Genomic DNA, 21,045 nt, shown 5'->3' with positions numbered 1-21,045 from the left:
CACAGTCACCCATGTCTATTCCGCTACAAAATATTCAATTAAATAATCTGCCCATATTTTATGCCCCTCTTCACTCGGAACACTAGGCTGGTCATCTTGTTTCGTTAAGTACTGATTCATTTTTTCATCATCTAATTTAGGCCAGTTTTCCCAATGATTTAAATATGGAAGCTTTTGTTCAGCCGCATAATCTTGAAGGTCTTTGATTTGAACCGGATAGAACGTAGCATTAAACAACGGATTAGATGGTTGTAAGAATACTGTAACTTCCGGATTCACTGACTTCCAATCTTCAAGCATGTCTTCAATGTTAGCAAGTGTATTTGGGATGCCGACGACTGCATTGTTATCTTTAAGCATGAACGGTTCAAATAGTACGATATCAGGTTTGAGCTTACTCACTTCTTTATAACCTTCGCCATCAATAACTTCACGAGTTGTCTTTGCTCCTTCAGAGATAACGGTTAGGTTAAATATGCCTTCACCATAGGATTCGATTAATTTGTTTTTAAGTTGCTCAGGCCACGCCCCTTTTTCTGTTGGGGTAGAATCCGACCCATATATCACAAATTGTAATGGCTTTTTCGTCTCAGATGCCTGTTTTATTTTCTTTTGTACGTTTTCTGGAAGATTCTTTGAAAGTACTGCAACATCAATCTGAGTATGTACAGGCTCATTTTTTTCTTTATCAACTACTGACTTTTGCGCTGGACTTGCTTTCTCCCCTTGTGCAGAGATTTTATCATTCCAATGTAGATTTCCGAAAATAATCGCTGCTCCACATATGATTAATGTAAGTAATACATATAGCTTATTCAAAACGAGTATCCCCCAATTTTCGACATAATATAAAAATTATACACGAAATATTAGTCATTTTAAACTATTTCCTGATACGACTATCATGGAATTGTTGTATATCCTTTAACTCACTTATACTCAGAGGCAGATGACTTGCACAACAATATGCTCGTACATTAATGAAAAGAAATAATTTGTAACGTCTTCATTACTTGAATCTCTTGTTCATGTTTTTTATCAAGACTTTTCTTTACTTCTTTCAAACACTCATCAATTGTCAAACACATACCGCTACTAACAAGCTTGTGCATCTTCTTTACAGTAGATGGTGTTAGATACTCGAATGGTATTGGTGATTTCCCAAGCTCTTGTAAAATCGCAAAACGCTTCTGGTCCAATTCAAACATCGAATCAGCAGAAGGAGTATGTGCTTGCTTCTTTTCCTTTGGCTCGACGTTTAATAATTTTCTCACAAAAAAGAAATAAAGCGCGATAGCTAATACAGATTGAATGAGTTCGATATAAAAAAGATACGGTCGTACTTCAGGGAGAAAAATCCCAATAACTAACGTAATCGCAACGATAACAAAAATTGTTGCTAAACAATAAAGTATATGCTGCCTTAACGTAATTTCATCCTTTTGTTGCCCTGCTGTACGGTTTTTAAATTCTTTGAAGGTGTTCATTAGTTGTGTCAATTGTTCATCAAGATGTTGTAAGTGTTGTGCTAATTCTGTTCCAACCATCTAAATACTCCTTTTCATACATAAGCCTATTGTATAGGTAAAACTGCATAAAGTTTATCATGACATAAAGCGATATGTAACTCAAGTCGTGTATATGTAATTACTTATCCACTATATTTTTACTAGTTTTCCCTATTTATGATTAATCTTCCGTGCTAATACTCATGTATTATTTCGGCTTGTTTTTCAATTTATTAATAGAAAAAATAAAAAAGAAGGGAACATAATGCTCCCTTCTTACTGTTTATCCGTTTTTCACTTGTTTTTTTCTTTGAATGAAGATGATTGCGCCACCGATACAAAGAACGACTAGTCCAATTAGTAATAAATTGTAGACGTCTGTTGCTGTATTAGGTAGGTTGTTTTTTGATTCTTCTTTTACAGGTTTTACTACAGGCTTAGCTGCGTTATCTGATTTTGTATCTGTTTTGACTGGAGTTGTAGGCTTTTTACCGTCATTGTCATTTCCTTTATTATTGCCTTTATCTCCATTTACCGGCGGTGTAACTGGACCTTTATCATCCTCTACTGGAGGTGTTTGCTCCTCATCTTCAGTTAGGATAAACTCCAACGCTTCTTCTACATCGCTCGTTATCTCAAATTCATAAACATATTCTTCACCGTCAGCTGTTGTAAAGACGATTTCATACAAGCCAACATGAAGTGCAAATGTATCTAGTGCTTCATCAGTCGTATAGTCAATTAATTGCCCATCTGCATCCGATTCACCATAACGGTAAATATCATGTGTATTTTCATCTAATCCAATCAATTCAAAAGTTGCATCCGCTTCAGGCACATCAATTGTGCGATAAACATACATCATCACATCTTTTATAGAGCCTTCGATTGGTAGAGTTTTAAAGTCCGCATAGATTGATTTATCATATTCATCATTACTATTAATACCAGTAACATCAATATAATATTCGGTATTAGGTGATAGTTTATCATATTCAAATTGTAGAGTTGTATGATCGACTCTTTCAATCACAACCGGCTCATCTTCATCATAAGAGTAGATAGTAACCTCATAACTTCCTTCATCGTCTAGTAACAATCGCTCCCATGAGAAGGACACAGCATTTTCAGTTACGTTATCGATTGTGATGCTCGCATTTGGGTTAACAACTGTGTTGACATTAACATCAAACTCTCTAAGTTTATCCAATACAGCAGCATTTTTACTTTCTTTCACACTGTCAACTTGATAAAGTGAGACATATTCCAAGTTGTCCATTTCTAATAACGGCGATAAGTCTTCTACGTTTGTACCATCTAGATGTAACTGTAAGAGATTATTGAAACCCGCCAACATAGAAATGTCTGTGATTGGATTATTCGAGACATCCAAAAATCCAAGATTAGCTTTCGAGCTCACTAACGGAGTAAGGTCGGTAATACGATTGTTCGCGATTGTTACCGAACCAAGTTTCTTTAAATTAGTGAGTGGTGTGATGTCTTCTAGCTTATTTTGAATAAGTGTTAGTTCATATAGCTTCGTCATACCACTTATGAACGAAAGGTCGCTTAAATTATTGTTCATAATCGTTAAAGAGTTGAGATTTTTCAAGCCATTTAATACTGAATAATCCTTTACATTCACTTGATCCAATTGGATGATAGAAAGTAACGTAAGGTTTTTCAATGGTGATAAATCCAGTGTTTCCGTAATGTTCTCAATATACAAGTCATATAAATTCGTTGCATACTCAAGCCCGGATAAGTCTTGAACACCTTCGAATATATATAAAGATTCTAATTTAGTCATATCACTTTCTTGCAGGTCGCGCGATAAACCAAGTTGTGCTTTGACAGTCTCATGAAGCATTTCATCATTAAAGTGAATTTTCTTTCCTGTTGGTGCAGACCATGTTGTCACTTCAAATGGTTCAGTTGAAAGAACTTCTTCTCCATTAGCATTAAAAGCTTTTACATAAAATTCATATGTTGTATCTGGTGAGAGACCTTCAAAGAAGTAAAAAACATCCTCACTTGATAATGTTTCATGAAGTTTCCCGTTAACATATAACTCATACGTTGATATGTCTTGTTCACCGTAATAATCCCAGTTAAGTTCGATTGTCGTATCTGTCACAAGACCAGGATAGGCATCAAACCATTCATCTTCTTCCATTTCTTCAAATTCAACGATAACACCATTTTCGATTAGTTGATTGACAACATTTCGAGCTGCTGATGTTTCCTCTGATAGTTTCAGCTGTTCATTCCCAACGAGGTAAACACTATCAAGGTTTGCAACTTTTAATAACTCATCAATCGTATCTAAAGAAGTGTTGTTTAACCAAACTGTTTCCAACTCGGTAAGCTGACTAAGCCCAGCAATTGTTTTTAGTGGATTATAATCTAAATCAATCGTTTCAAGTGCTTTAAATTGCTCAATTCCTTTTACATCTTCTAATTGATTTGAATATACCGCTAAGTAATGTAAGTTTTCCAGAGCTGGTAGCTGTTCTAAACTAGTTAAGTTTGCATCAACTAATGATAAGTAATCAAGATTTTGTAATGTAGATAAAAATGAAAAATCTGTAATTTTCGTATTCGATACATATAAATCAGTTAAGTTTGTTAACTCACTGATAGGTGCTCCATTTGTGATTGGGTTTCCATCGACACTTAAATAAGTGAGATTTTTTGCTGCTTCAAGTCCTGTTAAATCTTTTATTCTTTTGTAATCGAGGTTTAATTCTTGAATTGCTTCCATATCACTTGTAACAAGCTCACGTTCAATACCATATTCCTCTTTTATTGCTCGTTTTAGACGTTCATCTTTAAACTGGACAACGTCACCTGATGGACCTGGCAAAGTCTCAAATGTCCATGTGAAGGTATCGATTTTTTCATTATTACTGTTGTAGGCATCGATTGATAATTCATAGGTTGTTGCACTAGCTAATGAATCAATTATTAAAGTCGTTTCATCCCCATCAACCGCTTTTGTTTGATTGGCGACTTTCACTTCATATTTAGCAACATCTTCGTCGCCATAGTACTCCCACTCAAGCTTTACGCTGTTTTCGTTTGCTTTTACATAGGAGATTGCGAGACTGCTAGATTCATCTTCATTATCACTGAATATCGTAATTTCTTTATCTTTTAATTGTTGAATTTCTTCTTCAAATTGATAGTAGGTTTCCCCATATATCGATAAAGTGTTTAAGTTTTCTAAACCTAGTAATGATGAGATTGACCCTAATTCCAGGTAGCTAATATCAAGGTATTGCAATGAAGTCAAGTTCGATAACAAACTTACATCAGTCACGTTCGTCGATCCAAGATCGAGAGCTTCTAAATTTGTAAGTGTAGAAATGTTATTTAAGTCAGAAAAAGATGTATCTGATAAATATAGACTTTTTAAGCTTGTTAACTGCTTCAATGGTGCAAAATTTGTAATTTGTGTTCCTGCTACGTTCAGTTCTGTTAAATTAGTAGCCTTCTCTAAACCAGATAAATCCTTTACAGCTGTATAGGATAAATCAAGCTCTGTGAGTGTTTCAAGGTCTGTAACATATAGTTCGTCGCGCGTTAATTTTAAAGCCTTTTTGATTTCTCTTTTTAATCTTGAGTCTGTAATTGTTACTATTTCTTCTTGTTGTGTATCTTCTGATTCAACTACTGCTTGTCTGTTAGTAGCTTCAGTAGCGTCTTCAGTTTGAGTTTGCTCTGCTTTCTCTTCAGTGACATTTGATGCCGCTAATGTTTCCACATCAGTGTTTACTTCAGAAATGACTTGCTCATTTTGGAGAGCACGAATTGTTAGTTTATAGCTCTGTCCACTTTGTAATTCTTTTATTTCATATGATAGAGACTTTCCTGTTTGTGCAATTTCCTTGCCATCGAGCAAGATTTCATAGTTGTCTGCTAATGTAATTTCAGACCAATGAACTTGAACTGATTGTTCAAATGGCTTAACTGCTTTAATTGTGAGTTTTTCGGTCGTGTTAAAAAGCAATGAAATAGGCTCAGATGTAACTTCTTCACCATTTCGTTTGATTGAATATTTATAAGCTTCTCCAGGTGTTACGTCCGTATCAACGTATTGATATACTTTATTAATTGTTCCTGCTTCATTTGAGGATTGTGATATCACCTCTGGGCTTGTAATTGGTGATTCTACGCTGTTTTTAATTAAAGTAAAGTGATCAACTGCTTCGGATGCGGGGTTTGTTTCCCATTGAAGCAGGATTCCATTTTCCTGTGGAACAGCTTTGAGAATGCGAATCGGTTCCTCAGTAGCTGCAAATGCAGTCGTTGGTGAAAATGGCGCTAATAGTGATAAAATAATGGTGAAAACTAGTAAGAACGAAATGGATTTCTTCCTCACGTTCATCTTTCCTCCTATCAATTGCTAGATATTGTCAGATTAAGTATAGTGAGATTTGTCAAAACTGGATATAAATTCTTTTCGACAAATTTCTACAGTGCGATAACACTCTAAATTTGATGTAACTTTTTGTCTTTTGATGCGTCTAATAGATATAGCTTGGTTTTTGGTAGATTTAGTAGATTTAGTAGATTTAGTAGATTAGTGATAATTGGAAACATTTTTTTACAAAAAAAGATTGTGATAATAGTAGGAGAGAACTATAATTCTTAATAGTCACGATTAAAAATTAGAAAAAAGGATGGACATATATGCGCGAAAAGAAACGTAAAAGTAAAAAGTGGTTATGGATTACACTTAGTATTATCGGATTATTAGTTGCAGGTACTGGTGGATATGCTTTTTATTTATGGAAAACGGCAACAGATACAGTTGCGAGTATTCATGAGGATATTGGCAGAGAAAAATCAGAAAAACGTACTGAGAAGGTTGAATTTAAAGAACAAGACCCGATCTCTATACTATTAATGGGTGTTGATGAGCGCAAAGGAGACCGTGGTCGTTCAGACTCACTTATCTTATTATCAGTCAACCCTAACAAACAGTCGACTCAAATGGTAAGTATCCCACGTGATACACGAACAGAAATTATCGGTAAAGGCAAACAGGACAAAATTAACCATGCATATGCTTTTGGTGGCACAGAAATGGCTATTGCAACTGTTGAGAACTTCTTAGATGTTCCTGTTGACTACTTTGTAAAAGTTAATATGGAAAGCTTTAAAGATACTGTTGATACAGTTGGTGGAGTTGAAGTAAATAATACACTTGATTTTTCTTACGGTGGATTTGATTTCCCTAAAGGTAAGATAACATTAAATGGTGAAAAAGCATTAGCATACACAAGAATGCGTTACGATGATACTCGTGGGGACTTCGGTCGTCAAGAGCGTCAACGTCAAGTGATTGAAGCTGTTATTCAAAAGGGCGCAAATATTACTTCTGTTACAAAATTCGGGGACATGTTCGGTGTCGTACGTGAGAATGTCACTACAAACTTAACCTTTGATGAAATGTGGGACATTCAAGCAAATTATAAGGCTGCAACGAAAAAGCTTGACCAGTTCCAGGTTGAAGGAACTGGCGACAGAATCGATGGTATCTATTACTATCTTGTAAACGAAGACACACGTACAGAACTGTCGAATCAACTAAAAGAACACCTAGAAATCTCATCAAACACAGCTAGTACGAACTAAATTTTGATGGAGAAATGCCAGCGGAAATGCTGGCATTTTTATTTTACTTTCTGGGGACAGTCCCCAGAATAATCTTCAGCACAATCCATATACTTAAAATAATGGAGTAAAAGGAGGGTGCTCATGGAATTATCATTAAGTTTTATCATTTCCGTTGTTATTGCCATTTATCTTGCAGTTGATGCTCCAAAGCATAACCGCAACCCGTGGATATGGGGTATTTTAGGACTATTATTTGGACCGATCGTACTTGGTATTTATTTAATCGCAACTGGACGTAAAGTTGCCGGATGGATAATCCTCATCATCTCAATTATCCTCATCGTTTTAGTATTATTACTATTTGCAGCAGGACTAATGTTGATATTTGGTGGGTTTTCTTAATGGGACTCACTCATAATGGGGACAGTCCCCCATCGCTTTAACGTATTAATAGAGCGGGGGACTGTCCCCCGCCGTTTTAACGTGTTAACTCATTGAGGGACTGTCCCCAAAAATAACCAGTTCATGGTATAATAGAGAAAAAGTTTATGTAGGGCGTGTGAGTGGGTAAATGAAAGATTGGATTATGTTTTTTGTCGATATCATGAATAATGTTCACGACATTTTGATTATTTTATTAAATGATGTATTAGGCTTACAAATGACCGATAAAGATATGCACTTCTGGATAATGGGTATTATCGGAATTGCTACATTCGCATTTGTCTATATCGTTTCAAAATGGCTATCCAAGTTACCATATGGTATCCATTTAATCGCCTTTCTATATACGTTCACGTTTATGTTAGTGCTGGTGTTCGCTATTGAAATACAACAGGCGCTTACTAGTAGAGGAAATATGGAGTTTGCCGATGCCATTATCGGGCTTTGGGGATTTTTCGCACTCTTTCTCGTATATGTGGCTATCTCAGCATTATTTATTTGTGTGAGATTACTAGTTCGTAAGATTAAGAAGAAGTATAGCTAGTTGTTCATTAATAGAAAAGGAAGCAGAAGAACCGTCTAAGAGCCCCGAAATACTAATTCGGGGCTCTACAATTTACGTGAGTGATTGTCGTTCTTTGTCGAATGACAGATTTTCTTCCAAAGTTGGGAGATTTACAGCCAAAGTTGAAAGATTTTTTTCGAAAGTTGACAAATTATCCTTTAAACTTGAGAGATTCTCCACAATTCAAGAACTAAGAACCGCCCCCACGCTTCGTTATCTCACCTTTTTCAATGTTTCCGCTTCGAGTTGCAGTAAAGTATTGCTTAATTCAGCCATCTGCGCGCGAGAAATTTGATGAAATTCTACACCGTATCCGTATAGTCCGTCTTCAAGTAGTTCTTCTCTTCTAACGATTTTCCCTTGAATCGTATAATTCTTTTCTTTAATTTGAAAATCCACTTCTATTGTTAGCAAATCTTTTACAGGTAAATCAGTATTTGTAGTGAATTTTAATCCAGTTGCACTAATATTATCAAGATACCCCTTGATCGATTTTGACTTTAATCTTTTTCCATCGTTTGTTTTCCCGATACCTATAACTGAAATACTGCAAGGTGTGTCCTCTATACCTAAACGGTAATGCATACGCTTATTAACATGTGCTGACTCTGTTTGAAAATCTTCATCTACTTGACTCTTTTCAACTTTCTTCTTTAACAAATATTCTCCCCGTAAATAAAGAAATAGTAAAAATAGTATTAAGACACTTTGAGCAATTAATAGATATTCCATCACCTATACACTCCATCCACCTAATTGATACCGTTTTTATTCCCAATTAAGTTAGTCCTCCCTTATTTGGAAAGGAAAGCTACAAATATGTCTGAGATGTATGTCTGATGTTGTCTTCTTATATAGTAACGCTATCTAGTACAAACGTCTATTCACTTTTTGGAAAATTTTCAAGTTGTCACCATACTATTGACCGCTTGGATCTCCTAACTTTTTATAAATAAAAAATTGACATCTTCATGATTCGAATTTCCTAACTTTATTATTTTTCATCTATAACCTTGACGATAAGCATCATATGAATTAAATTTACTTTACAACAAGAGTGATATTTTCCAATATTGGTAGTATTTATCGATTATGAAGGGAGGCTTGTGATAGTGATTCTTCGCCTAGAAGTGTAGAAACTGCACTTTTCTGCTAATTTTGAATTAATAGATTCTGATGATTTACTAATAGAAACGCCTTATTGAGTACATACACTACTTACCATTGATTATGTAGCTCAATAAACTAAATCTATTTCACAGACACAAAGGATGATTTTATTGATGGGGGTAAGTAAATGAAATGTTTCCAATTATATAAACTATTAATTGTTGGAGTTTTATTGGTATTAATAGTATTGGTAAATCCGCAACCTACAATAGCGGTAGCTGAAAAGAATAACAATGAATTGATTTTAGAAGCAGAGGAAGCATCCCTTAATGGGGTTACGATAGAAAATTCAGAGCCTGGCTATTCAGGCAAGGGTTATGTTGCTGATTTTAGTGATACAAATCAATCAGTAACTTTTTCACTCAACATTCCTGAAGCTTCACTATATGACGTAACAGTAGGTTTTGGTGCAATTTATGGCGATGGAAAAGTTGCTAACATACTTTTAAATGGAGAACCACTTGGAACGATTACGATGGGAAGTGGCTTTGGGGAAGCGAGTGCAGGAAAGGTCCTTTTTAAAAAAGGCATGAATACTCTCACAATTACGCCAAATTGGACTTTCTTTGCAATTGACTATATTAAGGTTGCTCCGAATGCTGCACCAGCTCCTCATGAGGTAGAAAAGAAACTGATTAATTCACAAGCAACTGCAGCAACAAAAGGTTTATTTCATTACTTAGTTGATAATTTCGGTGAAAACATTATATCTGGTCAACAAGGAAATCCTAATGATAACTTAGCGGATATTAAGTACATTGAAAAATTAACAGGTAAGCTACCAGCTATACTCGGTTTAGATTTAATGGATTATAGTCCATCTCGTGTTGAATATGGTGCGTCTAGCGATGCAATCGAACGAGCAATCGACTGGCATAATCATGGTGGAATCATCGCATTTGCATGGCATTGGAATGCACCAAAGGATTTACTCAATACAACAGAACACCCTTGGTGGAGTGGATTTAACACTGATGCCACAACCTTTGATATAGAATACGCCCTGAAGCACCCTGAATCAGAGGATTACAATTTACTGCTTAGAGATATCGATGCGATTGCTGAACAATTAAAAAAATTACAAGAAGCAAATGTCCCCGTTCTTTGGAGACCTTTACATGAGGCAGAAGGTGGTTGGTTTTGGTGGGGCGCAAAAGGACCAGAGCCAGTAAAAGAATTGTGGAAGTTAATGTATGACCGTATGACAAATCAGCATAAATTAAACAATTTAATTTGGGTATGGAATTCGATTGATGAAGATTGGTATCCAGGTAATGAATATGTTGACATTGTTTCATTTGATTCGTATCCTGGCGCACACCAATATATCCCGCAAAGTAGCCAGTATGAAGCACTAGTTAACGTTTCAAATAATAAAAAACTCGTAGCAATGGCTGAAAATGGCCCTATACCTGATCCAGATGTTTTAGCTGATTATCGTTCAAAGTATATTTACTTTACTACTTGGAATGGTCTTTTAGCAGAACAGAATAGTGAAGAACATTTGAAAAAGGTTTACCATCACAAAAATGTTATAACGCGCGAACAACTCCCTGATTTTGAAACATATGCGCAACAAGATTCTCCTCGTGATGATGAAAGTGACGATGAAGAAACCACTCCACCAAAAGGAGACGAATCAGATGGAGATGTGAAAGTCCCGCAAAAAGATGAAGAGGTAGGAAATAAAGATGATTCACCTCCAAAAAATGAACCATCAGATAATGGAGAAAAAGATGCTACAAAAGATAAAGAGGTAAACAAAAATGAAAGCGCTCAACCTACACCTCATGAGGCAAACAAGCAAGACGGTTACCCCGAATTAGAAGATGAGAAAACGCCAAAGGTAAACAGTAGTGAGAATAATGAGAATGGTAACTCACTTCCAAATACTGCAACATCGCTTTATTCATTTCTCCTGTTAGGTTTCGCTTTTGTAATGCTTGGAATGATAATCGCTTTTACACGACGGAAAGAAAAGACTCAAGGGTAAAAGGATCTAGTAAGCGACTTGTAAGAGGTCGCTTACTAGACTATGTGATAAATATAACTTATTAACACTTGATAAGCAGTAGATATGGATAAATCCCTTTTTAGAATTATATCAAAAAAGAATGTGAACCTGTTTTAGTTTAACCCTATCAAAAATGAAGTTTACAAGTCTGTCATCACCATTTTTTTCTCAACAAAATACGCCCACTCTTTAAAGCCTATTTCTTTTAACCGCTCCCGAACAAGGTCAAAATCGTCACAAATTCTCTCAGGTTTATGTGAATCTGAGCCAAACGTTACCTTCACATCATAAAATAACGCTCTTTCTAAAATATCATCTGCTGGATACCAGCCTCCGCAATCTTTCGTCTTCCCAGATGTATTAATTTCAATGGCAACATTCGCTTCACCAATTATTTTCAACGTATTCTCGATCATATCTGTTTTAATTTCAGAAAAGGCAGGATAGAAGCCTTTCATTGCATCAATATGACCTAAGATTTGAAACATACCACTTTTTGCCGACTGCTGAATTAGCTCGTAGTACTGCTCCTTCACCTTCACTTGCTCAGCCGTTGTTAATCCATCCCAACGTCCCTTTTTAAAAATATTGACATCGTAAACATAATGAACAGAGCCAATAATATAATCAAATGGATGGAGTAGATATTCATCACGATAAAGTGTTTGATAGTTCGGGAAGAAGTCACTCTCAATACCTAGTAAAACATGGATTTTGTCCTTATATTTTTCCTTTAATCGTAAAACCTCTTCAATGTAAGGAATAAACTCACTTTTCGCCATCGCAATCGTAGGGTAAAGCTGGTCCTCCTCACTATAAAAATACGGGGAGTGGTCTGATATTCCGATATAATGCAAGCCGTAGTCAATCGCTTGGCCTACATAGTCTTCAATTTCCCCTACTGCATGACCACAACGATGATGGTGGGTATGTAAATCAAATTTTATTGTCATTACGTGTACTACCTCCTATTTTGTATTGTTTTTGCTATTCATACATTTCAAAATTTGGTTTCTCTTTTAAAAGTAAATTCTCTTAAATTTGTGATAATCCTTTAATTGATTTGATAAATTAGGTATATATTTTAATGATAAGAATTGAATGTTTCACTCAACAATTGTAGATTTGATTAAAGTTTTTTGTGAGAATAATTTTATCTGAAGTTTTCAATATTATGGGGTCTAGGCCTGAAGCGGGTTTCTTCTGATTTCCTTCACCTTTTTCTGTTTCATCGACCCTATGAAGCGGGTTTCTCCTGAATTCGTTCACCTTTTTCGGCTTCATCACGGCTATGAAGCGAGTTTCTTCCGAATTCCTTTACTTTTTTCGGTTTCATCACGCCTATGAAGCGGGTTTCTCCTAAATTCCTTCACTTTTTTCGGTTTCATCACATCTATGAAGCGGATTTCTTCTAAATTCTTTCACCTTTTTCGGTTTCATCACGCCTATGAAGCGGGTTTCTCCTAATTCCTTCACTATTTTCGGTTTCATTACGCCTATGAACCGGGTTTCCCCTGAACTCCTTCACTTTTTTCGGTTTCAATTCATCACACCTATAAAGCAGATTTCCCTAACTCCTCGAGTGTTTTCGGTATCATTTCTATTCCAGTCCAGTGAACAAGTTAAAACTAGATATCTCCCTTTATTAATACCTCCCCTCGGATATTCATGAAAAACATATCAATATAAAAAACTCTTTCTACAAACCAGAAAGAGTTCTCCATACCAAGAAAATGATAAGATTGAAAAATTGTAGCATTTCCTTAAAATAGATTTGGCTAAAACATAGTTCTAATAGACTTAATCATCATAACGATCGTCATCATCATACTCTAATTCAATTACTTCCTTCGTTTCGGCATCTATCGTAATATCTGCTTCACCCTTTGAAGTTTTGAATTCCATCTCGTATTCGTAACCGCCGTCATCTTCGTCTAGTTCGATTTCAATTAGGTCACCCTTGATTTTTGTTTGGGCTATTTCAATTGCTTCTTTTTCAGTGATAATTGCTTTTTGTACCTCTTTTGAAGCAACGTCGTCACGGTCATCATCGTGGTCGTCATCCACTCTTTCATCCATTTGGATAACCTTTGCTGTTTGTGCATCTACTTTAATATCATAATCACGGTTATCTTTGTCAACTTCAACATCATAGTATGATTGACCGTTATGGCGTTCTAGTTCGATTTCTTCAACTATTCCGTCAACCTCTGTCAGTGCGGCCTTTTTTGCATCTTCCACAGTTATCGTTGCCTTTTTTTCCTCAGCATTACTATGGTTGATAGCGACAACTCCACCTAATACAACGACTGCTGCTACTGTAAACGTAATAATTTTCTTCATTTTCATTCCTCCTAAGTTGGTGTTTTATCTTACTGTCTTAACTATAACCAGCTTAGATGAGAGGAAAGCGAGAGAAAGATTAAAATTTGATGAGAATGCTATGAGGAATTAATCTGAGTCATCCTCATCATATGTTACGGATTTAATTTCCCGTGTATATGCGTCAATTTCTATAATGGCATCACTGTCTTCATTTACTTCAATTTCAATGAGATAGAATGGTGACTTATCTTGTTCCTCAATGAAATCGACGTCATCCACTTCACCAGGCTGCTTCTCCAAGGCAATTTTTATCGCATCCGCTTCAGATAAAAGACGCGCTTTTGTCGTTGTTTCAGTAATTTCCCCTGTGAAAGGATCAAGTTTTACTGTTTGTTCTTCATTATTTTTTGTTACTGTTGCACGATAATGAGGTGCTGTCTCATCGGCAATATATTCAAGTGAATTTACCGTTCCTTGTGCAGCAAGGATTTTTTTAATTTCATCTGCAGAAAGCTGTTGCTTCGGTTGCTCCTGCTTAGGTGGCTCAACCTCAGCTGTTTCCTTTAGGCTCATCGAAACGATTTCACCTTGAGTATCGATTTTCACTTCATACAAGCCAGTGTCTGCCTTCAATTCGATCGTATATTGGTCATCTTGTTTAGATGTCTGAATGACTTCACCTTTATATGTTGCTGTAGCAATTTGTTTCGCTTCTTCTTCGGTAATCGCCTTTGTCTGTGGTGACCACCACCAAAAAATCGCATAGCTCATAACAGCTAAAAGCACCACGCTGAGTAATGCCCACATCATTTTTTTCCGACTCATTCTGTCACCTCACTTTTGCTTGATTATAGCTGATGAACATGAGAATTCTCTGAGAAAATTAATGTTACGGTTGTTCCGATTCCTTCAAGGCTATTCAGTTCTATCCTCACACCTAGTGCATCTGCAAGCTCCTTGGCCATGGCGAGCCCTAGTCCGGTGCCACCTTGCTTTCGACTTCTCGCTTTATCAACTCGGTAAAAACGATCGAATACTTTGGATAAGTCTTGCTTTGGAATACCGATCCCACGGTCTTCGATTCGGATTGTTGGTGTTTCATTTGCCTTTTCAATCGTTATTGTAATCGCATCTTCACTATACTTTCTTGCATTATCTAAAAAAATAAAGAGAATCTGCTTTAGCTTTTGTTCATCTGTGACAAGTTTCAGTTCTTCCTTACTGTTCAAAAGTACGGAACGATTGTACGCATTTTGAAAAACCTTGGCTGATTCAGAGACGAGTGAGTTCAAGTTTGTCTGCTTCATTTCAAGCGTCCATTGTTCATCGTGCTTCGCGAGTAACAGAAGCTGCTCAATCATTTCCCGCATTCGGACCGCTTCGGAGTGGATCGCTTCTACTGATTCGTCAAACAGTTCAGGGCGCTGCTTTCCTCTTCTTTTTAATAAATCTGAATAGCTTTCAATTATTGTTAACGGTGTTTTCAGTTCATGTGAAGCATTGGAGACGAATTGTTCTTGTTTTTCAAAGTTAGTTTCGAGTAAATCAATCATATGGTTAAAGGTGTTGCCCATTTCATAGAGCTCATCCTTTGATTTTCGCTCTTGCGGCAGCCGTTTGAATTTCCCGCTTTCTTGAATGTCCTTCATCGTTTCGGTCATTGCTTTGATGGGTCGGATAATGATTTTGCTAAGTACCTGGCTAGAAAGGATGACAGGGATAATCGCGATAATGGTAACAGCCAAAAGAACGAGGCGCAAAACAGATAGGATTTCTTCCGTTGCTTCAATGTTTTGCGTTAGCTGTAAACTGACCACTGTTCCATCAGACCAGATGATTGGAAGCGATGTTAGCGTATATTTTTTTTGCTTATATGTAATAATGCTGCTTGTTTCACCTGGATGATAACTGACATCTTGGTCCTTTAACCCCGTCTCTGTTACAGAGGTTATCGTTGTAAGCGGCTTTCTCTCTTCAGAAATCACTTGCACCATACCATCGATTGGGACGTACGCACGTAATAAATCTCTAGGTTTTACGGTATTAATTCCTTCGCTTAATGCAACTGCGATTTTTTCTGTTTCCGCTTTTGAACGTTGAAGTTCGTTGTCGGTGATTAAATGGCTGAATACTGCGTAAATTGAGAAGTTCATGAGCAAAATTAAAACAATGACGAGTGCGACTGTATATAAATTGATTTGATTGCGAAGCTTCATTTTGCATCCTTTAACACGTAGCCAACGCCGCGAACAGTATGGATTAACGGATGTTCGAACGGATAATCAACTTTTTTGCGGATATAGCGAATGTAGACATCAACGACATTTGTATCGCCAAAGTAGTCATAGCCCCAAACTGCTTCAAGTATTTGATCGCGATTTAGTACTTGGCGCTTGTTTTTTAGTAGATAAAGGAGGAGGTCATATTCTTTAGGTGTTAACTCGATTTCCTTCGCTTGCCTCATAACTTCACGTGTTTTTTCATTAAGTTTTAAGTCACCAGCAATTAACCACTCGTCTTCCTCAGCTTGTTGTTCGGTCGGTTGTGGAATGCTCGATTTCATCCGGAGGACAGCACGGATTCTCGCGAGGAGCTCCTCCATTTGGAATGGTTTTGTTATGTAATCATTGGCTCCTAAATCTAACCCAGATACTTTGTCCTCAACAGACCCCTTTGCTGTTAAGAGGATAACCGATGTATAGGAATCCTTTGTGCGAATCCGACGTAGTAACTCGATTCCGCTTATACCAGGGATCATGACGTCAAGCAAAATTAAATCCCAACTTTGCCTACGGTATAATTCAAGTGCATCAAGGCCATCCATCGCTTTGCCAATCGCATACCCTTCATAGCCAAGCTCTATTTCAAGTAATCTTAAAATTTTTTCTTCATCTTCAACGATTAGGATTGATTCCTCTGCCATTTGAAATCTCCTTTCATGGGACTTTTCATGGGGACTGTCCCCACTTCATCATAACAAATTTATTCAAACAGTAGCTAATTTTGTATAGGCGGGGACAGTCCCCTAACAAAATGGTAATATTGTATAATATTCCAATAATTAGAAATGAGGAATTTCATTGTTAAAATTGCAAAATCTTGATTTAAAAACGAGAGAAATTTTACTATATGGTTCAAATATGTGCTTAGAAAGGGGAGCCGTTTATGGTTTGTCTGCTAGAAATGGCAGTGGAAAAACGACGCTACTTCGGACAATTAGCGGACTTAGACGTGAAGATAAAGCAATGATTTTTATCGAAGAGCAAAACAAGATTTTTAGTTTAATAGAAATGAAGAATGCTATCCTCTATTATGAAACCGCCGAATGGTTTGATGTAAATTTATCGGGATTGGATTATTTGAACTTCATTAAATCAACTTGGAAAAACGAGAATCAAATGCCGATAACTGAAGTCATAAATTTCTGGTCAATGGGTGACTATATTAAACTACCAATAAAAAAGTATTCTCTCGGAATGAAGCAGAAACTCCTCCTGTCTATGTATGCGGTCAGTGGGGCAAATTATTGGCTGCTTGATGAACCTACAATTGGGCTCGACACGAATAGCTTGGAACAGTTTAAACGCTATATGTTAGATGCAAAGAAACGCGGAACTTGCGTGTTATTTTCCTCGCATCAAAATGATAGCATTTACGCTGTTTGCGACTTTATTTTCGAAATGGAAAATCGTACTTTATCCTTAGTTGCAAACGATAGAAAATTGGGGGATTAACCGTTGAATTATTATCACTTTTTACTAAAAAAGACCTTGAAAAGCCGTGGCAATCTCATCCTTTTGACAATTCTACTTTCGGTCATTGTTGGCTTATATATCATAAATATTACTTCAGGAGACTCTTATAGTTTTACAAACACTGTTAAAGACGATTATCGTGTAACATTACAACAAGAGAAGGAATATGTAGAAGAGTTAAATAGCCATAGTTACGGCGAAGAAGATACCACAATGTACAAAGAGGCATTACAAGATATCGTAGAACAAAAAAACTGGAATGAACAAATTCTCGAATTAGCTGACCAGGGAAAATGGTCTGACGCTTTAGACTACTCAATTAAAATCGTAAATCGGCATCTTGAAGTTAACGAAAAGTCCGGAGGAGATTTGTTTCCAGCAGACTATGTAACTGCTTTAAAAAACGAAATCATTCTATTTGAGCAATTACGTGCATTAAATCAAGAGCCTGATACGGAAGCATATGAATTGTTTGGTTTTAATTACGTATATCGTGTCATGGATTCGCTGTTCCCAATGTTTTTTGTTCTGATTCTATCAGTATTTTTAACTGATATTTTCTTAAGTACGCATAAAAACGGATTTGAAATAGAGAAACTCCTTCCGAGCAGCTTTATCGGTACAATGACGAAACGAATCGTATTTAGCACGTTAATCGCCACTTCTGTTTATGTGTTTGCATTGATGTTTAGCTTCATTATTGCGAGTATTGCCAATGGGATGGGTTCACTTCATTATCCAATAATCATTCATTCTACAAGCACACCTCATACGAGCCCTGTATGGAATGTGCTAGCTAAAACATTTATCCTGCAAGTACTAAGTATTCTAACGATCGTTTTACTTATTTCATTGTTAAGCTTATTTGTAAAAAACAGGTTGATTCATTTATTTACTTCTGTTGTTATCACAATAGGTTCATCCATTGCAGTAAAAGCAATTGAGGCATTTAACCCTTATTTGCACTTGAATCCGTTTCTTTACTTTTCAAGTGCTGATGTAGTCACACAGTCCATAATTAGTGAAACAAATAATCCAAATATTACATTTGGGACCGGTGTAATCTTGCTGTGTTTGCTTGCAGTCATTTTATACACAGCGATATATATGATTTGTCGACGGGGACAGTCCCCCACGTTTAGCTCCGCCTCAACTTGTCAAGACTAGTAATACTTGACAAGTCGGAGGTGTGTAAATGTTGAATAAACGGCAAACTGTTATTTTCGCTATTATTTTTGTTTATTTATGTTCAATTGGCACTGCATATGCATTTGTTGGGAAGGTTGATGAGCCTAAGGAGCATGTCCCACAGAGGGAGATTAAGCGAGAGTTTAAGAAACTTCCTAGTGAGGCATTTTATGAAGCTCCTGAACTCCAGAAAAGTAATAGTGAAAGCTAGACAAAAAGCCCCGTTCTCTTGTTTTGAGATACGGGGCTTTACCTTTTATAATCTCGCTAATTTCGTTTTCAAATCCGTTTCCATGTTTGCTAATTCATGCTCAGCCTGAATCCGTTTCGCACGGCCTTCTGCTTGGATACGGAGTGTTTCTTCAAGTGTTGACACAAGGTGGTCTTGGACCTTTTTCAATGTGTCGATATCAACAAGTCCACGTTCGTTTTCTTTTGCTGTTTCAATTGTATTGACCTTAAGTAATTCTGCATTTTTCAACAATAGGTCATTCGTTGTTTTAGAAACAAGCTTCTGAGCCTCGACAGCATTTTTTTGGCGCAGTAATGTTAATGCGATTGCAACTTGGTTTTTCCATAACGGAATCGCCGTTGTAATCGATGATTGAATTTTTTCAACGAGTGCTTGGTTTGTGCTTTGGATTAAACGAATTTGTGGTGCACTTTGAATGGTAATTTGTCTGCTTAACACGAGGTCATGTGTCCGTTTTTCAAGTCGGTCAGCAAACTGCAATACGTCATTCACTTCTTGGAACGCCATTTGGTCTTGCGTTTCTTCAGCGCGTTTTCTCATTGCTGGGATTGTCTCTTTCTCGAGCTCCTCAAGCTTTAGCTCTCCAGCCGCAATATACACATTCAACGCTTGGAAGTATTCTTTGTTTTTTTCATAAAGTTGCTCTAAAACGTTAATATCACGTAATAATTCATTTTTAGAATGGTCAAGTTTCACACTAATTCTATCAATTTGGGCACCTGTTTTTTGATAACGTGATAGCACCTCTTGGACAGAGTTTGAGATTTTCCCAAACATTTTTGAAATGAGATTACGCTTTTCTGGCTTTAAATCATCGGGGCTTACCTGTTCAAGCCGTTTCATCAAGTCGCCGATAATTTCACCGACTTCACCTGTATCTTTCTTTTGAACATGGTCAAGCATCGAGTGTGAAAAATTCAGCAGCTTTGATTGTGCTTGGCTGCCGTATAAAGAAATTGCCTGCTGGTTTTTCGGGTCAATTTGCTTTGCCAGTTCAATCGCCTTTTGACGGTTTTCTTCAGGTAACACGTCGATGAGTCGTTTCGGCTTATCGGATGGCACATCTGCGTTTTTTTCGTCGACTACTAGTTCATTATCACCAAATGGATTTGCTAATAAATCATCAAGATTATTATTGTTGTTCATCGTCATTGCTCCTTACTTTCGATTCTTTGTTTTATCAATTCTAAGCTTTGCGACATCAACTTCGAAATGCAAATTGTCAATATCCTTCGCAAGTACATCATATAAGTCCTTTTCAACTGTTTCGGCTAAATTGTCAATTGTCCTGCGTGTTTCACTTAAAGAAATGCTTAATTCGGCATTTTTCTTCGGTTGTGATGTAAGAAAGTAATATTTCTCACTAATTTCAACAAGTGATTCTAAATGTGAGTAAAAAAACGGTTCAACAAGATAAAAGCGCTTTGGTTCATTCTTGACAATTGTATAAATTTTATTAACAACACGTAAAATATCAATATTTTGTTTGATTGACGTGAGTGAACGCACATTGACTAATGATTTACGAAGACGGGCGATTTTTTTACTTGCTTCGTTTAAATTTTTCTTAATATATTTATATTCTTTACGCGAAAGCTGATTTTGTTTTAAAAATCGTTGTGTTGTAATCCCCTTCACAGTGAAGTAAGTCAGTGCTCCCCCACCGACTGCATAGGCACTAGAGACGACATAAGGCAGGCTTAATGGAAAATAACTCACAATCCAAATTGTCACCGTTGAAACCGTGGCAATTGACGACCTGGTAAAAAACTGAACAAATTGTTTCATTGGAATCGACTCCTATTTATCATGAAAGCTTTTCATTTTTTGGCACTTTTCTAAAAGATTGTGGCTTTTTGCACTAATCTTTTTTAAGGGTTTGTCGGAGCGTAAGTGCGAGACTCCTGCGGGATGCGTGGGAGAGGTGAGACGTGAGCAGTCGTTTACGCTGAGGAATACGAAAAGCGTAGGCGGCTTGCCCATCGACGTACAAACTGGAGGGACATCGACTAAGATAAAGGAATCACGATGAGCCGAATGGCGAATCGATGATGACTTATCGTAGGGAGGTGACCTGAAGTTTGCTTGTTCGTGCCGCAAGGAGCTATGAGGCTCACCACCCACCCCGCGGAAAGCGAGTACTGTAGCGGAGACAAACCCTAAACGACAAATCGGTTAAAAGCAACAATGTTTACGAA

18 protein-coding genes are annotated in these 21,045 nt (G+C 36.8%); 7 read left to right on the top strand and 11 right to left on the bottom strand.

Translation table 11 applies throughout. The features are described 5' to 3' along the window. Positions 1–15 precede the first annotated feature (15 nt). From J2S19_RS12685 to J2S19_RS12675, 3 genes are all read right to left on the bottom strand, one after another. The gene (locus J2S19_RS12685) at positions 16–819 is read right to left on the bottom strand and encodes an SGNH/GDSL hydrolase family protein (protein WP_307342349.1); all 804 of its coding nucleotides are present in this window, start codon (positions 817–819) and stop codon (positions 16–18) included. Positions 820–977: 158 nt separating this feature from the next. Next, entirely contained in the window at positions 978–1,547 is a 570-nt protein-coding gene (locus J2S19_RS12680) for a hypothetical protein (protein WP_307342346.1), read from the bottom strand. 244 nt (positions 1,548–1,791) lie between these two features. Beyond that, positions 1,792–5,892: a leucine-rich repeat domain-containing protein gene (locus tag J2S19_RS12675; RefSeq protein ID WP_307342343.1), complete on the bottom strand. Its 4,101-nt coding sequence runs from the start codon at positions 5,890–5,892 to the stop codon at positions 1,792–1,794. A 311-nt stretch (positions 5,893–6,203) separates the two neighbouring features. Between J2S19_RS12675 and tagU the strand changes: the two genes are divergently transcribed. The 3 genes from tagU (at position 6,204) to J2S19_RS12660 (ending at position 8,121) form a co-directional block, all read left to right on the top strand. Then, a complete protein-coding gene (gene tagU / locus J2S19_RS12670) occupies positions 6,204–7,151 on the top strand; it encodes a polyisoprenyl-teichoic acid--peptidoglycan teichoic acid transferase TagU (protein WP_307342340.1) in 948 nt (315 codons plus the stop codon). Between the two features lie 123 nt (positions 7,152–7,274). Further along, positions 7,275–7,535, top strand: coding sequence for a hypothetical protein (locus tag J2S19_RS12665; RefSeq protein ID WP_307342338.1), 261 nt, complete (start codon positions 7,275–7,277; stop codon positions 7,533–7,535). A 169-nt stretch (positions 7,536–7,704) separates the two neighbouring features. Next, positions 7,705–8,121: a hypothetical protein gene (locus J2S19_RS12660; RefSeq protein WP_307342335.1), complete on the top strand. Its 417-nt coding sequence runs from the start codon at positions 7,705–7,707 to the stop codon at positions 8,119–8,121. A 234-nt stretch (positions 8,122–8,355) separates the two neighbouring features. Here the strand turns inward: J2S19_RS12660 and J2S19_RS12655 are convergent, their stop codons facing one another. Beyond that, positions 8,356–8,874, bottom strand: a complete 519-nt coding sequence (locus J2S19_RS12655; protein ID WP_307342332.1) for a PilZ domain-containing protein — start codon at positions 8,872–8,874, stop codon at positions 8,356–8,358. Between the two features lie 565 nt (positions 8,875–9,439). Between J2S19_RS12655 and J2S19_RS12650 the strand changes: the two genes are divergently transcribed. Further along, positions 9,440–11,305, top strand: coding sequence for a glycosyl hydrolase (locus J2S19_RS12650; protein WP_307342329.1), 1,866 nt, complete (start codon positions 9,440–9,442; stop codon positions 11,303–11,305). A gap of 161 nt (positions 11,306–11,466) precedes the next feature. Here the strand turns inward: J2S19_RS12650 and J2S19_RS12645 are convergent, their stop codons facing one another. The 5 genes from J2S19_RS12645 to J2S19_RS12625 form a co-directional block, all read right to left on the bottom strand. Next, positions 11,467–12,273, bottom strand: coding sequence for a histidinol-phosphatase (locus tag J2S19_RS12645; RefSeq protein WP_307342552.1), 807 nt, complete (start codon positions 12,271–12,273; stop codon positions 11,467–11,469). 853 nt (positions 12,274–13,126) lie between these two features. Then, the gene (locus J2S19_RS12640) at positions 13,127–13,669 is read right to left on the bottom strand and encodes a PepSY domain-containing protein (protein ID WP_307342326.1); all 543 of its coding nucleotides are present in this window, start codon (positions 13,667–13,669) and stop codon (positions 13,127–13,129) included. A 108-nt stretch (positions 13,670–13,777) separates the two neighbouring features. Further along, on the bottom strand, positions 13,778–14,476 hold the full coding sequence (locus tag J2S19_RS12635) for a PepSY domain-containing protein (RefSeq protein ID WP_307342323.1): 699 nt from the start codon (positions 14,474–14,476) through the stop codon (positions 13,778–13,780). A gap of 23 nt (positions 14,477–14,499) precedes the next feature. After that, complete coding sequence (locus tag J2S19_RS12630) at positions 14,500–15,867, bottom strand: sensor histidine kinase (protein WP_307342320.1); 1,368 nt, start codon at positions 15,865–15,867, stop codon at positions 14,500–14,502. Continuing rightward, positions 15,864–16,574, bottom strand: coding sequence for a response regulator transcription factor (locus J2S19_RS12625; RefSeq protein WP_307342317.1), 711 nt, complete (start codon positions 16,572–16,574; stop codon positions 15,864–15,866). Before J2S19_RS12625 ends, J2S19_RS12630 begins: the two co-directional genes overlap by 4 nt. Positions 16,575–16,731: 157 nt before the next feature. Here J2S19_RS12625 and J2S19_RS12620 point away from each other — a divergent pair, with 157 nt between their 5' ends. From J2S19_RS12620 to J2S19_RS12610, 3 genes are read left to right on the top strand one after another with little or no spacing between them, the layout of a single operon-like run. Next, positions 16,732–17,385, top strand: a complete 654-nt coding sequence (locus J2S19_RS12620; RefSeq protein ID WP_307342314.1) for an ATP-binding cassette domain-containing protein — start codon at positions 16,732–16,734, stop codon at positions 17,383–17,385. 3 nt (positions 17,386–17,388) lie between these two features. Beyond that, entirely contained in the window at positions 17,389–18,573 is a 1,185-nt protein-coding gene (locus tag J2S19_RS12615; protein WP_307342311.1) for a hypothetical protein, read from the top strand. Positions 18,574–18,601: 28 nt separating this feature from the next. Beyond that, positions 18,602–18,805 carry a hypothetical protein gene (locus J2S19_RS12610; RefSeq protein ID WP_307342308.1) on the top strand — a complete coding sequence of 68 codons (204 nt, stop codon included), beginning with the start codon at positions 18,602–18,604 and terminating at the stop codon, positions 18,803–18,805. Between the two features lie 45 nt (positions 18,806–18,850). On the opposite strand, the gene J2S19_RS12605 is transcribed toward J2S19_RS12610, so the two are convergent. Next, entirely contained in the window at positions 18,851–19,993 is a 1,143-nt protein-coding gene (locus J2S19_RS12605) for a toxic anion resistance protein (protein ID WP_307342305.1), read from the bottom strand. A gap of 12 nt (positions 19,994–20,005) precedes the next feature. Beyond that, complete coding sequence (locus J2S19_RS12600; protein WP_307342302.1) at positions 20,006–20,635, bottom strand: 5-bromo-4-chloroindolyl phosphate hydrolysis family protein; 630 nt, start codon at positions 20,633–20,635, stop codon at positions 20,006–20,008. Positions 20,636–21,045: the final 410 nt, after the last annotated feature.

Source organism: Metabacillus malikii (assembly GCF_030813355.1).
GTDB lineage: Bacteria > Bacillota > Bacilli > Bacillales > Bacillaceae > Metabacillus > Metabacillus malikii.
This window is presented reverse-complemented; position numbering and strand designations above follow the sequence as displayed.

Bases quoted from the DNA above. Each gene is read 5' to 3' on its own strand.
- J2S19_RS12680 (WP_307342346.1), bottom strand. From the start codon at position 1,547: ATGGTTGGAACAGAATTAGCACAACACTTACAACATCTTGATGAACAA.
- tagU (WP_307342340.1), top strand. From the start codon at position 6,204: ATGCGCGAAAAGAAACGTAAAAGTAAAAAGTGGTTATGGATTACACTT.
- J2S19_RS12665 (WP_307342338.1), top strand. From the start codon at position 7,275: ATGGAATTATCATTAAGTTTTATCATTTCCGTTGTTATTGCCATTTAT.
- J2S19_RS12660 (WP_307342335.1), top strand. From the start codon at position 7,705: ATGAAAGATTGGATTATGTTTTTTGTCGATATCATGAATAATGTTCAC.
- J2S19_RS12655 (WP_307342332.1), bottom strand. From the start codon at position 8,874: ATGGAATATCTATTAATTGCTCAAAGTGTCTTAATACTATTTTTACTA.
- J2S19_RS12650 (WP_307342329.1), top strand. From the start codon at position 9,440: ATGAAATGTTTCCAATTATATAAACTATTAATTGTTGGAGTTTTATTG.
- J2S19_RS12640 (WP_307342326.1), bottom strand. From the start codon at position 13,669: ATGAAGAAAATTATTACGTTTACAGTAGCAGCAGTCGTTGTATTAGGT.
- J2S19_RS12635 (WP_307342323.1), bottom strand. From the start codon at position 14,476: ATGAGTCGGAAAAAAATGATGTGGGCATTACTCAGCGTGGTGCTTTTA.
- J2S19_RS12630 (WP_307342320.1), bottom strand. From the start codon at position 15,867: ATGAAGCTTCGCAATCAAATCAATTTATATACAGTCGCACTCGTCATT.
- J2S19_RS12625 (WP_307342317.1), bottom strand. From the start codon at position 16,574: ATGGCAGAGGAATCAATCCTAATCGTTGAAGATGAAGAAAAAATTTTA.
- J2S19_RS12610 (WP_307342308.1), top strand. From the start codon at position 18,602: ATGTTGAATAAACGGCAAACTGTTATTTTCGCTATTATTTTTGTTTAT.
- J2S19_RS12605 (WP_307342305.1), bottom strand. From the start codon at position 19,993: ATGAACAACAATAATAATCTTGATGATTTATTAGCAAATCCATTTGGT.
- J2S19_RS12600 (WP_307342302.1), bottom strand. From the start codon at position 20,635: ATGAAACAATTTGTTCAGTTTTTTACCAGGTCGTCAATTGCCACGGTT.